This is a genomic window from Acinetobacter sp. YH12134, from assembly GCF_013418555.1.
Lineage (GTDB): Bacteria > Pseudomonadota > Gammaproteobacteria > Pseudomonadales > Moraxellaceae > Acinetobacter > Acinetobacter indicus.
The window spans coordinates 19,759-33,757 of sequence record NZ_VPBT01000019.1 but is presented as its reverse complement, the minus strand read 5'-3'; the positions used below and the strand labels follow the sequence as shown (position 1 = coordinate 33,757).

The 13,999-nt window shown below is 43.2% G+C and carries 12 protein-coding genes; 7 read left to right on the top strand and 5 right to left on the bottom strand.

Translation table 11 applies throughout. The annotated features are described in order from the left end of the window. Nucleotides 1-34 precede the first annotated feature (34 nt). The 5 genes from FTU69_RS11230 (at nucleotide 35) to FTU69_RS11210 (ending at nucleotide 6,497) form a co-directional block, all read left to right on the top strand. A complete protein-coding gene (locus FTU69_RS11230) occupies nucleotides 35-916 on the top strand; it encodes an abortive infection system antitoxin AbiGi family protein (RefSeq protein WP_104491590.1) in 882 nt (293 codons plus the stop codon). 67 nt (nucleotides 917-983) lie between these two features. Further along, the gene (locus FTU69_RS11225; protein ID WP_104491589.1) at nucleotides 984-1,205 is read left to right on the top strand and encodes a hypothetical protein; all 222 of its coding nucleotides are present in this window, start codon (nucleotides 984-986) and stop codon (nucleotides 1,203-1,205) included. Between the two features lie 124 nt (nucleotides 1,206-1,329). After that, the gene (gene gltS / locus FTU69_RS11220) at nucleotides 1,330-2,553 is read left to right on the top strand and encodes a sodium/glutamate symporter (protein ID WP_180103900.1); all 1,224 of its coding nucleotides are present in this window, start codon (nucleotides 1,330-1,332) and stop codon (nucleotides 2,551-2,553) included. 588 nt (nucleotides 2,554-3,141) lie between these two features. After that, nucleotides 3,142-5,364 (top strand): DUF6351 family protein, encoded by a 2,223-nt coding sequence (locus tag FTU69_RS11215; RefSeq protein WP_104489194.1) that lies wholly within the window; start codon nucleotides 3,142-3,144, stop codon nucleotides 5,362-5,364. 395 nt (nucleotides 5,365-5,759) lie between these two features. Continuing rightward, the gene (locus tag FTU69_RS11210; protein WP_163170207.1) at nucleotides 5,760-6,497 is read left to right on the top strand and encodes a hypothetical protein; all 738 of its coding nucleotides are present in this window, start codon (nucleotides 5,760-5,762) and stop codon (nucleotides 6,495-6,497) included. Here FTU69_RS11210 and thiM read toward each other — a convergent pair. The 3 genes from thiM to FTU69_RS11195 all read right to left on the bottom strand — a co-directional run bounded on the left by thiM (nucleotide 6,494) and on the right by FTU69_RS11195 (nucleotide 8,987). Continuing rightward, nucleotides 6,494-7,357: a hydroxyethylthiazole kinase gene (gene thiM, locus FTU69_RS11205; protein ID WP_180103899.1), complete on the bottom strand. Its 864-nt coding sequence runs from the start codon at nucleotides 7,355-7,357 to the stop codon at nucleotides 6,494-6,496. The genes FTU69_RS11210 and thiM overlap by 4 nt on opposite strands. 11 nt (nucleotides 7,358-7,368) lie before the next feature. After that, on the bottom strand, nucleotides 7,369-8,535 hold the full coding sequence (locus FTU69_RS11200) for a hypothetical protein (protein ID WP_005178640.1): 1,167 nt from the start codon (nucleotides 8,533-8,535) through the stop codon (nucleotides 7,369-7,371). 194 nt (nucleotides 8,536-8,729) lie between these two features. Beyond that, entirely contained in the window at nucleotides 8,730-8,987 is a 258-nt protein-coding gene (locus FTU69_RS11195; protein ID WP_180103898.1) for a hypothetical protein, read from the bottom strand. Nucleotides 8,988-9,651: 664 nt separating this feature from the next. Here FTU69_RS11195 and pepN point away from each other — a divergent pair. Together pepN and FTU69_RS11185 are read left to right on the top strand one after the other, a co-directional pair. Next, complete coding sequence (pepN, locus tag FTU69_RS11190; protein ID WP_168370164.1) at nucleotides 9,652-12,258, top strand: aminopeptidase N; 2,607 nt, start codon at nucleotides 9,652-9,654, stop codon at nucleotides 12,256-12,258. Nucleotides 12,259-12,497: 239 nt separating this feature from the next. After that, nucleotides 12,498-12,713: a hypothetical protein gene (locus FTU69_RS11185; protein ID WP_005178631.1), complete on the top strand. Its 216-nt coding sequence runs from the start codon at nucleotides 12,498-12,500 to the stop codon at nucleotides 12,711-12,713. 70 nt (nucleotides 12,714-12,783) lie between these two features. Here FTU69_RS11185 and FTU69_RS11180 read toward each other — a convergent pair whose 3' ends face one another. Together FTU69_RS11180 and FTU69_RS11175 are read right to left on the bottom strand one after the other, a co-directional pair. Next, nucleotides 12,784-13,230 carry a universal stress protein gene (locus FTU69_RS11180; protein WP_005178630.1) on the bottom strand — a complete coding sequence of 149 codons (447 nt, stop codon included), beginning with the start codon at nucleotides 13,228-13,230 and terminating at the stop codon, nucleotides 12,784-12,786. 106 nt (nucleotides 13,231-13,336) lie between these two features. After that, nucleotides 13,337-13,780, bottom strand: a complete 444-nt coding sequence (locus FTU69_RS11175) for a universal stress protein (protein ID WP_005178628.1) — start codon at nucleotides 13,778-13,780, stop codon at nucleotides 13,337-13,339. Nucleotides 13,781-13,999 lie beyond the last annotated feature (219 nt).

Below are 13,999 nucleotides of genomic sequence, written 5' to 3'. Positions count from 1 at the left end.
AATCAGCCCTTATTTTTTTTTGAGATTCTAAAAAATGTCACAACAATATTTTTATCATTCATTTTCTAGATTTTTAAAAAATGAAAGTGAAGCGGATAACTATAAAAGAAGTTTTCAAACATTAGAAAGTATTTTAAAAAATGGGCTCTTATTTGTTCCAGAAGAAATAATACTTCCTTTTGAAATTGAAAGTCCTTTAAAACCAATTGTTCAACATAGGGTCTGTTTTACATTGATAGAAAGGTCTGAGCTTTATAGACATACAGATCTCTTTGGGAAATTTAGTATTGAGTTTAATACAGGTATCCTAAGACAGATTGGTATAACACCTGCTATGTACTTACCAATATTTAATTATGATAATGATAGACATCTTGAGAATGTATCTTCTAAGTTTGTTTATAGATTATTAAAGTTTCATCAAAATGCTAGAGAAGAAGCTGAACAGATAGAAGCGGAATTAAAACAAGCTTTACTAACCCAAAATCATATAGAAATTAATAGACTAGATAATAAAAAAGCAGATCTTCTAGAAAAAAGAGCATGGTTTGAAGGGTTGGCGAATATGATTTATCCTTTAGATAATAAGAAATATACTCAGGAAAATGGATATTATCAGCAAAGGGAATGGAAGCTACCCGCAAATCTTACTACGAATGGCATTGATACTACAGAAATAGCTACCCTTAATCAGCAAAAGGAACTTTTAGCTATTAATCAAAAGTTTTTTTCAAAAGATATTAATTATTTAGGTGGAAAGCTACCAAGGCATATGATTTGTTTTTTCTTAAAATATTTTAAAAATAAACATATTTTAGAGCATGCGAATAAAATCATTGTACCTCAAAAACATATATTTCAAGTTCAGCAACTACTAAAGACATATAATGTTCCTTTAAAGGTTGAAGTGCTTTAAATATGCGACGTTGGTAAGATCGTGGTCAAATCTATATATGTTTAAATGGCTTAGAGAGAGATAAACAATGCCCAAACAATCCCGATGTCTCTGTATTGGTGGTTTCCTTAACGGAACCCAAGTCAAAGACCAAGGTGACAGCTTTGTCTGTGTCGAAAATGGTAAACAAGTAACTTACTATAAAAAGGAAATCTTCCATCAAGATGCTTGGGATCATGACTACTATGTTTGTGAAACTACGACAGACCAACAAGCCAAAAATTGGGTTTATGATATTCCATCGCATTAATTACCCTGATTCAGTCTATTAATTAAACAATTACTAGAAACAGTAACTTGCATAACATTTCTAAAATTGATTTTTCATACTATTTTCCTAAAACTGTATGAAAATAAAGCCAATAGGGAATGTTATGAATTATGAAATTGATGCCTTTGGCACCTTGGTGATTGCAGTATTTTTTCTTTTTATTGGGCGGTATCTTGTTAGTAAAATTGGCTTCTTTAGAAACTATAATTTACCTGAACCTGTAATCGGTGGTCTCATCGCAGCGATTACAGCTTTTATTCTCTATAAATTTTTTAATATCAGTGCCACATTTGACTCAGAAACTCAAACTATCCTGATGCTGATGTTCTTTACCTCTGTTGGTTTAAGTGCAGACTTTACCAAGCTCAAAGAAGGTGGGAAATCACTGCTGATCTTTCTGGTCTGTGTCATTCTATTTGTAGTTGTACAAAATGCGGTTGGCATGAGTTTAGCCACAGCACTTGGGCTTGATCCATTGATTGGTCTGATTGTCGGTTCTGTTACCTTAACGGGTGGACATGGTACTGCCGGTGCTTGGGGTGAAGTGCTTGAAACTCAATATAGAATACAGGGGGCAATTGTCCTCGGAATGGCAAGTGCTACTTTTGGTTTGATTATTGGTGGGCTTGTGGGTGGTCCGGTTGCCAAATTCTTGATTAAACGAAATCAGTTGGCAGAGACAGTAGCGCAAGAGACCAATGAACAACAACTCGATACTAGCATCAACACCGCACCCTTCGAATATCCAAAGAAAACCCGGTTGATTACAGCCAGTAATGCAGTGTCGACTTTGGGGATGTTTGCTCTATGTATTTTTGTTGCGAATGAAATGACAGAGATCAGTCAGGGAAGATGGTTTGAACTGCCGACCTTTGTCTGGGCTTTAGGTACAGGAGTAATTGTACGTAACTTTCTGGAGCATGTACTGAAAGTCGATATTTTCGACCGTGCCATTGATGTATTTGGCAACGCGTCATTGTCCCTGTATTTATCTATGGCTTTACTGTCACTGCAACTCTGGTTGCTGGCCGATTTGGCAGGCCCGCTCATTACCATTTTGTTTGCGCAGACAGCGGTACTGATTTTATTTACCGCAATTGTGACCTTTAGAATCATGGGAAAAAATTACGATGCAGCCGTATTGGTAGCAGGGCATTGTGGTTTTGGTATGGGAGCAACCCCGACTGCGATTGCCAATATTCAGGCGGTCACCAATAGCTATGGTCCATCACATAAAGCCTTTTTAATCGTACCGCTGTGTGGTGCATTTTTTATTGATATTGTGAATGCTGTGGTGATTCAGAGTATCATTGCATTTTTCGGTTAAATTTTAATACGACTTCAAAATCATATAGACATTAAAAAGCCCCATGGTTAGGGGCTAGTCGTATGCACATCTGAGGCACATACTGTAAGAGGCTCATCTCATACTGAGCGTATTAAAGCACACTCTTTTACTTCAACCTACGAAAGTTTTTCTGATCTGCTGGTTATAAATGAAAGGTCATAGCCAAAAGTGGGAGGAGGAGAAAGTTTTATTGCTCAAAAATAAGCATTTTTTATCTGGAACTTGGATGTTTTGAATTTCTCATTTCATCGTTAAATGGTTGCAAAAATTTTCCAATAAGATGGAAAATATTACACGGGAATAAAAGAATTTAATCATTTACCAAGTTAATTAAAGTAAAAGTTATATAACTATTCATCTTTTTAGTCATGCAAAATAGCTTGAAATTAAATCAGATATTCAGAAGCAGAATTTGGTTTTTATCCCTGATTTTGGTGATTTTTTAAAACAGCCCATAAAACAATAAATAACAATAATGACAATAGTTGTTGTCAAATTATCTTTATGCTCATGAATGAAGTTATACATATAAAAACTTCAGAAAAATAATAATTTATGGATGAGCGTATGAAAGGAAAACTGGTATTCAATAGCCTCAATATTGCGGTGTGTAGTGTCATATTGTATGGCTGTGGTGGCGGAGGTGGAGATTCTTCCGGTTCAGGAACATCTTCAAAAGTAGAACGGGAAATGGTGGAGGTGTTATCCACCCGGCCAGATTTAATTACAGACTCGGATGTATTGCTGAAACTGGATCTGCCCGATGATATTCAAACTACGGCGTTGAAAGTGTCCCTGAATGGACAAAATATTAGTGATGCATTTGCCAATGAGCAGCGCCAAGCCTTAGTTGAAGGACTTAAACTGGGCGATAATCAACTCAAGGTTGAAGCAGGGCGTTATTATCAGAATTTAAGCCTGATCAATCATCCTTCGAGTGGACCATTACTGTCTGGCCCGCAGTTAAAGCCCTGGACCTGTACCAATGCGTCGACCGATCAGTTCTGTCAAAAGGCTGTGCAATATAACTATTACTATAAAGATCGTTTGGGACTCATTAAAAGTTATGACCCGGCACAACCGCCGGCCAGTCAGAATATTGCCACCACCACTACCGATGAAGGACTAACGGTGCCATTTATTGTGCGTGAGGAAGTGGGCTATCAGAACCGCGATGAATACCGTTTCGCGGTGTTGTATGATCCGAACCAGCCGTGGACGGCCTTAAAGCCACAAGCGCAATTTAACCATAAACTGGTGGTTACGCATGGACAAAGCTGTGGAAATGATTACCAGTCTGCCTCTGCGCCAACGGTCATTGCCACTTCAAGTTCCATTTTGCCTGATGTCACCATTTTGGCTTTAGGCCGCGGCTTTGGGGTGATGTCGACTGCACTGTCTCATAGCGGTCATAACTGTAATCTGGCGATTCAGGCAGAATCGCTGATTATGGCCAAAGAGCGTTTTATTGAGCAGTATGGCACCTTGCGCTATACCATCGGGCAGGGCTGTTCAGGTGGTGCGCTGGCAGCACAATGGGTGGCCAATGCCTATCCGGGAATTTATCAGGGGATTTTACCCACTTGCTCATTCCCTGATGCCTGGAGTACCGCTTCACAGTTCGCCGATTATCACCTGATGATTAATTATTTCCAGACTCCAGAAGGCCGTTTAAGCTTCTTGCCGCATCAGATTGCGCATGTTCAGGGACATATTTCTGAAATTAATGGCTATGTCAGTGAGCTGGCCCAGTTTGATGTGGCGCGGCCAAATACCATCTGCAAGGGAATTTCATCGGCGCAGTTATATCATGCCACCAATAATCCTCAAGGCATTCGTTGCTCGATTCAGGATGCTGCAATTAATTTGCTGGCCCCACGCCCAACGGAGCTGTGGACCGAAACTGAAAAACGGATTGGTCGCGGTTTTGCCGGCCTGCCGATGGATAATGTCGGGGTACAATATGGCCTAGACAGCTTGATGAAAAATATCATCACCCCAGAACAGTTTGTACAGTTAAACGAAAAAATAGGCGGTGTGGATATTGATATTCAGGCGGTGCCTGAACGTCTAGAAGCCAATTATACGGCGCTGAACAATGCCTATCGCAGTGGCTTAATTAATGTTGGGAACAACCTGAATAAAGTGGCGATTATTGACTGTCGAGGTCCGGATCCGGCGCTGTTCCATGATTCCTATCGTGCCTTTGCCATTCGGGCGCGACTGGAAAAAGCGCATGGCAATTATAATAACCATGTGATTTATGGCGGTGATCTGGTCATGATTGCCGATGCCAAATGTCTGGAAATCAGCTTTAATGATATGGACCGCTGGTTAAGCAATGTCGAAAAAGACTTAAGTGATTTGCCTATTGCCACCAAACTGACCCAAAACAAACCGGCAGATGTAAAAGATGCTTGTATTACTGCCGGCATCATTAACCGTGAGAATCTGTGCAGCACGCTCAGATTACCGGTATATGGCACACCGCGTATGGTGGCCGGGGACAGCCTGACCACCTATGCCAACAAGTGTCAGCTGAAACCTTTAAATGTGTCGGATTATGGCAATACGGTCCGCTTTAGCAATGAACAGCTCCAGCGATTGCATCGGGTTTTCCCGCAAGGCGTGTGTGACTATAGCCAAGCCCCAGTTGGCTTTGCTGACACCATTGGCTGGATGAGTTATCAGGATCGGCAGGGCAGCGTAGTTTATGGAGGACAACCTTTGCCTGCGGTCAGTTCATCGGCTGCACGCGGCTGGGCATCTAAAGCTTTCCAGTTGTTTTAATTCTTCACACATTTTTTGTTTCACAAAAACCAGTGATTTTTCACTGGTTTTTTTATGATTCATTTTGATTTTTAGTTGAAAATTTATGTAATATAACGACGGTTATTTCGCCGTTGTGTAGATGGCAGGCAGATAACCTTTGGTCGAATTAAAATGTTAACCAGATCTCATTAATTCGCTGAATTATCAGGTTTTTTAGCGAGAAAGCCCAGATAAGCGTTGTAAAATCATTAGATTAAATTTACTCACAATTATCTTGATTAATATGAATTATTTCATATAATTACAATGATTTATCACAAAATGGACAAATCCAGGAAAATAGTGATAACTGATTCCGGGTTGTGACACTAAAATGAGTCTGAAAAATTAAAACAATCATAGGGTGAAGGATTATGGATATCACTGAGACGGTGTTTGACTTCAAAGCCTTATCCACACAACAACAAGATTATTTTTTTGAAAAAATTGCCGAGTTTGATCAGCAGGTGTTTACGTTAACCTGTGAAAAGGAGCTAAAGAAATATCTGTATGACCCGCAGGCAATTTCGGTCACTATTATTCAATATCATCATCGTGGCAAACTGGTCGGGCAGACCATTATTCCACTGTTGGCCTTAACCCTGTTACATCAGCCAATTCTGGTGGTCAACTCACGCGCCAGTTTTTTAAAAAGCTATCGCCATCAATACAACCATAAAATCATCAACAGTGCGCTCAAAGCCATGCTGAACCAGCGCTTTAAATATCCTTTAACGCCCATGTGGTTTATTGCCACCATCAACCAGCCGAAGCTTTATGCACATTTTGTATCACGTGTTCGGGGCTTTTATCCACGCAGTGATATCCGGATGCCGGAGGATTATTTAAGCGTGTTGCAGGTGATTGCCAGCCGGCAACACGACATCCAGAAGCGTGATGAAGATATTTATGTGCATCAGACCTGTGTGCCGCTGCGCAGTGAAGAGGAGCTGCAACAGTTAAGAGTGCATGCCAATCCGCATTGTGATTTTTTCCTGCAACACGCACCGGACTATTTTGATGGCATCGGCCTGATGTGTATTTGCCGTTTAGACAGTAAAACCCTGACCGAAACGGCACTCAACTTTGCTTTGGACCGGAAGGTGTCTTAAGGCGCCAGAAATTTTAAATCGGCATGTTCACGGATGGTGTCCGCATCCAGACTGAAAATTGCATCTATAAACGCCACATTAAAACTGCCAACCTGTGAACTTTGCGCGTGGGCCAGTTTTCCGGCAATGGCAAAATGGACATGCGCGGCAATGGTGGCAATGGTCACCGGACTGACCGCGGCATACGCCGCAATTAAAGCGCCTAGGGCACAGCCGGTTGCGGTGACTTTGGGCTGTAATTCCGAGCCACCATTCACCTGCACCACCTGTTCCAGCTGTCTGGACAGAATAAAATCAGATTCACCGGAAATGGCAATACATTCGGCATGCGCCAAGAGGCTTTTGGCCTGTGCATATACCGCGGTGCTGTCCAGGGTCGAATCAACACCTTTGGATTCTACCTGTGCGCCGGCCAAGCCGCCAATTTCCGACGCATTGCCGCGAATCACACTCGGTTGAAAGGCCAATAGCGCATCAACCATATCTGAGCGCCATTTTAAGACGGGCCCATAACCGACCGGGTCCAGCACCCACGGTTTGGCAAGACGCTGGGCCGTTTCTGCCGAAATCTGCATGGCCTGCATCTGTTCGCTGGTCGGTATGCCCAAATTAATACTTAAGGCGCTGCAAATACTGCTAAAGCTTTCTGCTTCAAAAGGATTATCAATCATGGCCGGTGATGCACCGGCAGCCAGCAGAATATTGGCGGTGTAATTGGTGGCGACACTGTTGGTGATACATTGCACCAGTGGTTGCCGGGTTTTAAGCAGGCTCCAGGCTTCAATAATTTTTTCAATCATTGCCGCGGTTTCATCGGGCAGGCTGCTGTCAAGAGTGGAAAGCTGTTCTGGATAATTCATCAGTTACCCCTTTATTGGGTAAAGTAGTGGTCTTGCTGTTTACAGCGACGGCAGAACAAGGACACATAATGCTGGGCATCATAATCGACATCCAGTTCATCCGAGCCGCAGTGCATACAGCGTTTTAAGGCATAAAATTTTAAGCGCGGTTCAATCTTTTCCCAGATTTTCCAGATCGGTTGTACAAAGATCATTTCATCATAATTGAGAAAACGGAAAAATAGAATTTCCACCATTTTGCTCATCGGTAGTTGTGGTGGATGTGGCAGCGTGGTGGTCATCCATTTTTCTTGCAGGCCACGTTCACGGTACTGTTCTACGGTTTTTTTCAGCAGATTGGTATTAATGAATTTTTCATTGCGCGGCTGTAATAATTTCTGGCCATGCAGATAATCCAGCGCGGTTTGTACCAGATAAAAAATCTGACCCGCTGCCAGGCTGTCCAGCAGGCGAAAACACAGGCTTTTAAAACTGTTATTGCCAGAAATTTGCACCTGCCAGATGCGGCAATAAAACTGCATGAACTGCACCACTTTTTCATACATCAGTTCATAGATGGCATCTTTGACTTCATCTGAACTGTGAAAGGGCACGCCCTGACTCAAATTCTGGTAAAACCATTGTCGAAGCTGATGGGTAATACTGAACAGGCTCGGCTCCGAATAACCGTCCAGCCGCACATTCACATAATACTGGCCGGCTTCATCGGCAAATTCCTTGGCCACCAGAATCTGCTGGTCAAGCAGCTGTTTGATCAGCTGTTTCTGATATAAATAGTTGGGTGAAAAAGGCTGGAATTTAATTCGCTCCCAGTAAATATATTCATCATGCTGGGTATTTTCATGTACCTGATCGTCCAGCATTGACAATAAAAACAGTTTCTGGATAAAGCTTAACTGATTCAGCTTGTGCTCAATCATGTCTTTATCTTTGCCTTTATTTTTGAGCTTGCGGTTTTCCTGTACCAGCGCTTCTTTAATCAGCTGTTTGCGTTTTTTTTCACAGGCCGGGCAATGACAACTGTGCAAATTGCCCGGATACACTTTATGTTCGCAGTAACTGCACTCGTGATAGCTCAGCTCCTGATCGTACTGTTCGGCTTCCACCCAATACATGGCAGCGCGGCACAGCGGACACGAGGTGCTTTCATCTAACTGTTTTTGCAGAATCTGGAGCATATTCAGGTGCAGTCATCATTTTAGAAATAGGATGTCTGGATTATACATGGCTGGGCCGCATTGGTTTGCTCAAAAAAACATAAAGCAGAAAACTTGGACACTATGCTGAATTTAAACGCCCTGACTTGAACAGCTCTTTTTCATAAAAAATACGGCAGGACGCCGTATTTTAAATGGAAGTTAGAGGAGAGAAGTTATACCGGACACGGTAGCGAATCATCCTCCTCACCAAGTTGCTTGGCCTGAATCAGCGCCTGTACTTTTTTGCTTGGGATTTTCTTGCTGCCCAGGGCATCATAGGTATTCAAAATAGAGGTAACTTCATTGGTCTGTATGGGAATGCCTTCACAGTTCATAAAGAGGGCAATCACTTTATGGTCGATGTTGGCCTGATCGAGGGTTTGCAGGGTTTTAATATTTTCTACACGGACGATATGCTCTTTTAAATACATCTCACACCTCTTCTCGTTTTTTCATCATTGTTATCATGCGCTCGGCGCCTTTAAATACAAGCAAGAAGCGTGCACAAAATGTAGCCGATTTGAAAATAATGTAATGACCTACGCTGAAATGGCGATCCATCCAACTGAAAGCGTCATTTAGCCGATAACTGTTTGACTCTAGAAGCGAAATTGAAAAGCTAAATTTGAATAAATCTCCCTTCGCAAATGCTGGCGAATTGTCACCGGATTTATCTTGACGAAGTCTAAATAAGCCATTGTTTATATAAGAGAAATCATCCGGTTTTGTCTCGCAGTATATTTTTAGCTGCACAGATCACAGGTCTTTGATTACAGAATGTAGTCAAGTGGCAGCTTTATGTAGGAACTTGTATCTCAATAGCGCAGAATTTCAGGTCAGATGGGCAGAACAGCACCAGCATAGCGCAACACCAGCGCGAGAAGATTTTAGCGGGCAGATTAAGCTGTTGGATTCGCTGCATAATTCAGCATCTCTGTATTTTTAAACAGATTTAATTGAATGATGAATTGAAAAGTTGCAGCCGGATGCCCATATTAGAACAGACGCGCATTCAGCAGACAGACTGAAAAAGTTGGCGTATGATCAAGACATCATCCGCATAATGCCCCGGCGTATAAACAATTAGGACATGATATGAATATCGCAGCAAATCCAGTGGTTGAAGCAGACCAAACTATTTATTTAAAAGACTATCAAAAACCTGCATTTCTGGTGGATTCAATTAATCTGGATATTCAGGTGTATGCAGACCACACCATCGTCAATGCTATTTTGGAGATGCAGCGCCAGACCGAAGGCGACCTGGTGCTGTTGGGCCGTGACCTGGAGCTGAAATCTATTCATCTGAACAGTCAGCAACTGACCGAAAATGACTATCAGCTTGATGCTGAACAGCTGGTAATTCAGAATGCGCCAGATCGTGCACGTATTGAAACCCAGGTGGTGATTCATCCGGAAAGCAACACCATGCTGGAAGGTCTGTATCAGGCTGGTGATCTGTTTGTGACCCAGAATGAGCCGGAAGGTTTCCGTAAAATTACCTTCTATCCGGACCGTCCGGATGTGCTGTCGGTATTTACTACCCGGGTGGAAGCCGATAAAAAATATCCGGTGCTGCTGGCCAATGGTAACCTGATTGAAAAAGGCGAGGTCGATGCCCAGCGTCATTATGCGATCTGGCAGGACCCGACCAAAAAGCCAAGTTATCTGTTTGCCTGTGTAGTCGGCGATTTAGCGGTGCTGAAAGACAGCTATGTGACTTCTGAAGGCCGTAATGTGGCACTGGAAATTTATGCGGTAGAAAAAGATATTCCTAAATGTCACATCGCCATGGAAGCGTTAAAACATTCCATGCGCTGGGATGAAGAACATTATGGTCTGCCGTATGACCTCGACAACTATATGATTGTGGCGGTTAGCCAGTTCAATATGGGCGCGATGGAAAACAAGGGCCTGAACATCTTTAACACCTCTTGCGTGCTGGCCGATGAAGAATACACCACCGATGCGGCAATCATGCGGGTTCAGTCGGTCATCGCACACGAATATTTCCATAACTGGACCGGTAACCGGATTACCTGTCGTGACTGGTTCCAGCTGTGTCTAAAAGAAGGCTTGACCGTTTTCCGTGACCAGTCGTTTTCAGAAGATTTACAATCGGCCGCAGTACAACGGATTGATGATGTCGCTGTATTAAAAGCGCATCAGTTCCCGGAAGATTCTGGCCCATTGTCGCATCCGCCACGTCCAGATCATTTTGTTGAAATTAATAACTTTTATACCGCCACGGTGTATGAAAAAGGGGCGGAAATTAACCGCATGATGTCGACCTTGCTCGGCAAGGAAAAATTCCGCGCGGGTACCGATGAGTATTTCCGCCGTCATGATGGTCAGGCGGTGACGGTCGAAGACTGGGTTGCGGCACTGACTGCGGGTTCAGGCGTTGATTTATCGGCATTTTTAACTTGGTATAACCAGCCGGGTACTCCAAAACTGCAGGCACATGGCGAGTATGATGCTTCGACTCAAACCTATCGTTTAAGCCTTAAACAGAGCCTGAAAGCGCATCCGAAATATCCAGACCTGAAAGCCGTGCCAATTCCGGTGGCTTTGGCGCTGTTTAATGCTGAAACCGGCGAGCAATATGCGCTGCAATCTGAGGCCCTGTTTGAAAATGGCGTAAAAGATGGCGTGTATCTGTTTGATCAGGATGAGGCAACCATCGAATTTAGCGGCATTAATGCCAAACCGGTGGTGTCGCTGTTACGTAATTTCTCGGCGCCGGTAAATCTGGAATTTGATGCCAGTGATGCCGAGTTGGCCTTCCTGATGCAGTATGAAACCAACGGCTTTAACCAGTGGCAGGCGACGCAGACCTTGCTGGAGCGCATTTTGCTAAATGGTCATGCGGTAGAAAGTTATCTTCAGGCCATGAAAAACACGGTGCCGGCACTGGTCAATCAGGACCCGTTACTGGCCTCACGAATTTTTGATGTACCAAGTGAAGGTTATTTGGGCAGCCGGATTGATCAGCACTATAGTCCGGTGGACATTCAGGAAAAACGTGAAGCCTTGTTAAATACGCTGGCGCGTGAATTGGGTGCTTTCTGTAAGGAAACTTACCTAAGTCTGGACCCGGACCTGCAAAAAGAGTTTTCACAGGCCATGGGCGTGCGTGCGCTGAAGAATATTATGCTCAGTCTGATGGCACGTCAGGGCGATACCGAAGCCTTTGATCTGGCGCATCAGCAGTATCAGAATACTGGCAATATGTCAGAACGTTTAGGCGCGCTACGTGTACTGGTCTGGAATGATGCACCGCAAGCCGAATCCTGCCTGCAGGATTTCTATGACCGCTTTAAAGATGAAGCGCTGTCTTTAGACCAGTGGTTTACTGTACAGGCCTCCCATCCAAATGCAACGGCTGAAACCATTCATACCTTAACCCAGCATCCGGACTATGATCTGGGTACGCCAAACCGCATTCGTTCGGTCAGTGGTGGTCTGAATATGAATCCGGTAAATACCTGGAGTTTTGGGGTGCAGCATTATATCCATCTGGCCAAATACCTCGATGAAAAGAACCCGATTTTAGGTTCACGTTTGCTGCAGGTGCTGTCACGCTGGTATACGCTGGATGAACCACAGCGCAGTCAGGTACAGGTGGCCCTGGAAACCTTGAAGCCCTTGGTGAAATCGAAAAACGTGGTTGAAACTTTAAACAGTATGCTGAATGTCTAAACCGGTGCAGCTTTCGCTCGAAAAATAGAATAATGAAGATTTATTTTATTTTCTCGGTATTTAGCTGTAACTTTATGTGAACTTTACCGCATATTCGCGGGGAGTATGCTAAATTAAGGCTGAAACGTGTTTAGATAATTTAAATAAAAAAGCTCATCATTGTGGTGGGCTTTTTTATTTTTAGCCTGGAAAGGTTCAGGTGAAAAAGCCGGGTTCTGGCGTGAACAAGAGGTTGAGTGATGCTGGTTAAAATTGAAGATGGTTTTTACTTGAATTCACGACATATTATTGCGTTAAGAGTGAACAGAATATTGAATGAAGAGCGTTTTATGGTGTCTATTGAATATACACCACACTCGATGCAGGACAAGGGGCTGTATCAGCGCATCTTTCCGAATAAAATTGAAGCAGAACTGTTTTTACAGGCATTGCATCAGGAAATTTCCAAACCCTGACCGCTGTTCAGCAGATTTAAAAAAAACTCCTCACGTTGAGGAGTTTTTTTATGGCAGCTTTAGATTTACTTTAGACTTTTACAATTAGCACCGGAATAGGCGATTGGGTCAGCACGTTTTGCGCTACGCTACCCAGCATCATTTTCTTGAAACCGGTCCGGCCATGTGAGCCCATAATAATCAGATCGGCACCGACTTCATCGGCAATCTGCATAATGCCATCTGAGGGTGAAACGCCGTGCGCCAGTTTCTGATCGACCTGCACGCCTTCACGCTGGAAAGAATCAAGAATTTCCTGCAAGCGCAGTTTGGCATTTTTTTCGGCCTGCATGAAATAGTCGGTAATGGCCGGAGCAACTTTATAAAAATCGACGCCGACAAATGGGTCAACCGCAATCACGCTCATTACCGTGACCTGGCAGCCTAAATCTTTGGCCAGACTTAAAGCCTGTTCTACAGCAGCATAAGAAATCGGGGATTCATCCACTGGAACAAGAATATGTTTATAGCTGGTCATGACAGTTTTCCTTATTTTTACATATGAATATCGCGGGCTTTATTGAAACTGACAGTGAATGAAAGTACATCAAAAGCATTCAGGATTCTGAACTGTAGTAGGGCAATTAGGCCTTAATGACCAGCACCGGCAATTCAGAACTGCGCAGTACATCCTGAGCAAAACTACCGAGCAGGAATTTCTGGAAGCCTTTACGACCGTGTGAACCCATCACAATCAGGTCAACGCCCATTTCTTGTGCAGCTTCAACCACATGCTTGGCCGATACTTCACCTTCCACAATTTTAGTACTTACAGTAACGCCTGCAGCTTCGGCAATTTGCTGGCCTTCTTTCAGGGCTTTTTGTGCATTACCGTGTGCCTGCACAAAGTATTCTTTCATGATGGCAGATGAATAATAGAAATCGGCATCAGTGAACGGGTCTTCCGCCACCAGACTCACCAGACTCAGCTGACTGTTAAAGGCACGGGCAATTTCAGCTGCATGTTGCACCGCAGAATAGGAAATTTGAGAACCATCGACCGGAACGAGAATATGCTGATACGCCATGGAGAAACTCCTTATTGATATAATGAACTTAATGTTTAGCTATACTCTATAGATAGCACATCACCGGGGGGCATTCAATTTATTCCGGTGTTCTGTCTGCAAAAAAGATACAGATTTTCAATCACAATACCACTTAAGTAGGTCTTTGATTTAACAAATAATTCTGACTGGAATACTCTACATTGTCAGATCGCATTGTCGTGAAAAACCGGGTTCCAT

Bases quoted from the DNA above. Each gene is read 5' to 3' on its own strand.
- FTU69_RS11180 (WP_005178630.1), bottom strand. From the start codon at position 13,230: ATGACCAGCTATAAACATATTCTTGTTCCAGTGGATGAATCCCCGATT.
- FTU69_RS11215 (WP_104489194.1), top strand. From the start codon at position 3,142: ATGAAAGGAAAACTGGTATTCAATAGCCTCAATATTGCGGTGTGTAGT.
- thiM (WP_180103899.1), bottom strand. From the start codon at position 7,357: ATGAATTATCCAGAACAGCTTTCCACTCTTGACAGCAGCCTGCCCGAT.
- gltS (WP_180103900.1), top strand. From the start codon at position 1,330: ATGAATTATGAAATTGATGCCTTTGGCACCTTGGTGATTGCAGTATTT.
- FTU69_RS11210 (WP_163170207.1), top strand. From the start codon at position 5,760: ATGGATATCACTGAGACGGTGTTTGACTTCAAAGCCTTATCCACACAA.
- FTU69_RS11200 (WP_005178640.1), bottom strand. From the start codon at position 8,535: ATGCTCCAGATTCTGCAAAAACAGTTAGATGAAAGCACCTCGTGTCCG.
- FTU69_RS11185 (WP_005178631.1), top strand. From the start codon at position 12,498: ATGCTGGTTAAAATTGAAGATGGTTTTTACTTGAATTCACGACATATT.
- FTU69_RS11225 (WP_104491589.1), top strand. From the start codon at position 984: ATGCCCAAACAATCCCGATGTCTCTGTATTGGTGGTTTCCTTAACGGA.
- FTU69_RS11230 (WP_104491590.1), top strand. From the start codon at position 35: ATGTCACAACAATATTTTTATCATTCATTTTCTAGATTTTTAAAAAAT.
- pepN (WP_168370164.1), top strand. From the start codon at position 9,652: ATGAATATCGCAGCAAATCCAGTGGTTGAAGCAGACCAAACTATTTAT.
- FTU69_RS11195 (WP_180103898.1), bottom strand. From the start codon at position 8,987: ATGTATTTAAAAGAGCATATCGTCCGTGTAGAAAATATTAAAACCCTG.
- FTU69_RS11175 (WP_005178628.1), bottom strand. From the start codon at position 13,780: ATGGCGTATCAGCATATTCTCGTTCCGGTCGATGGTTCTCAAATTTCC.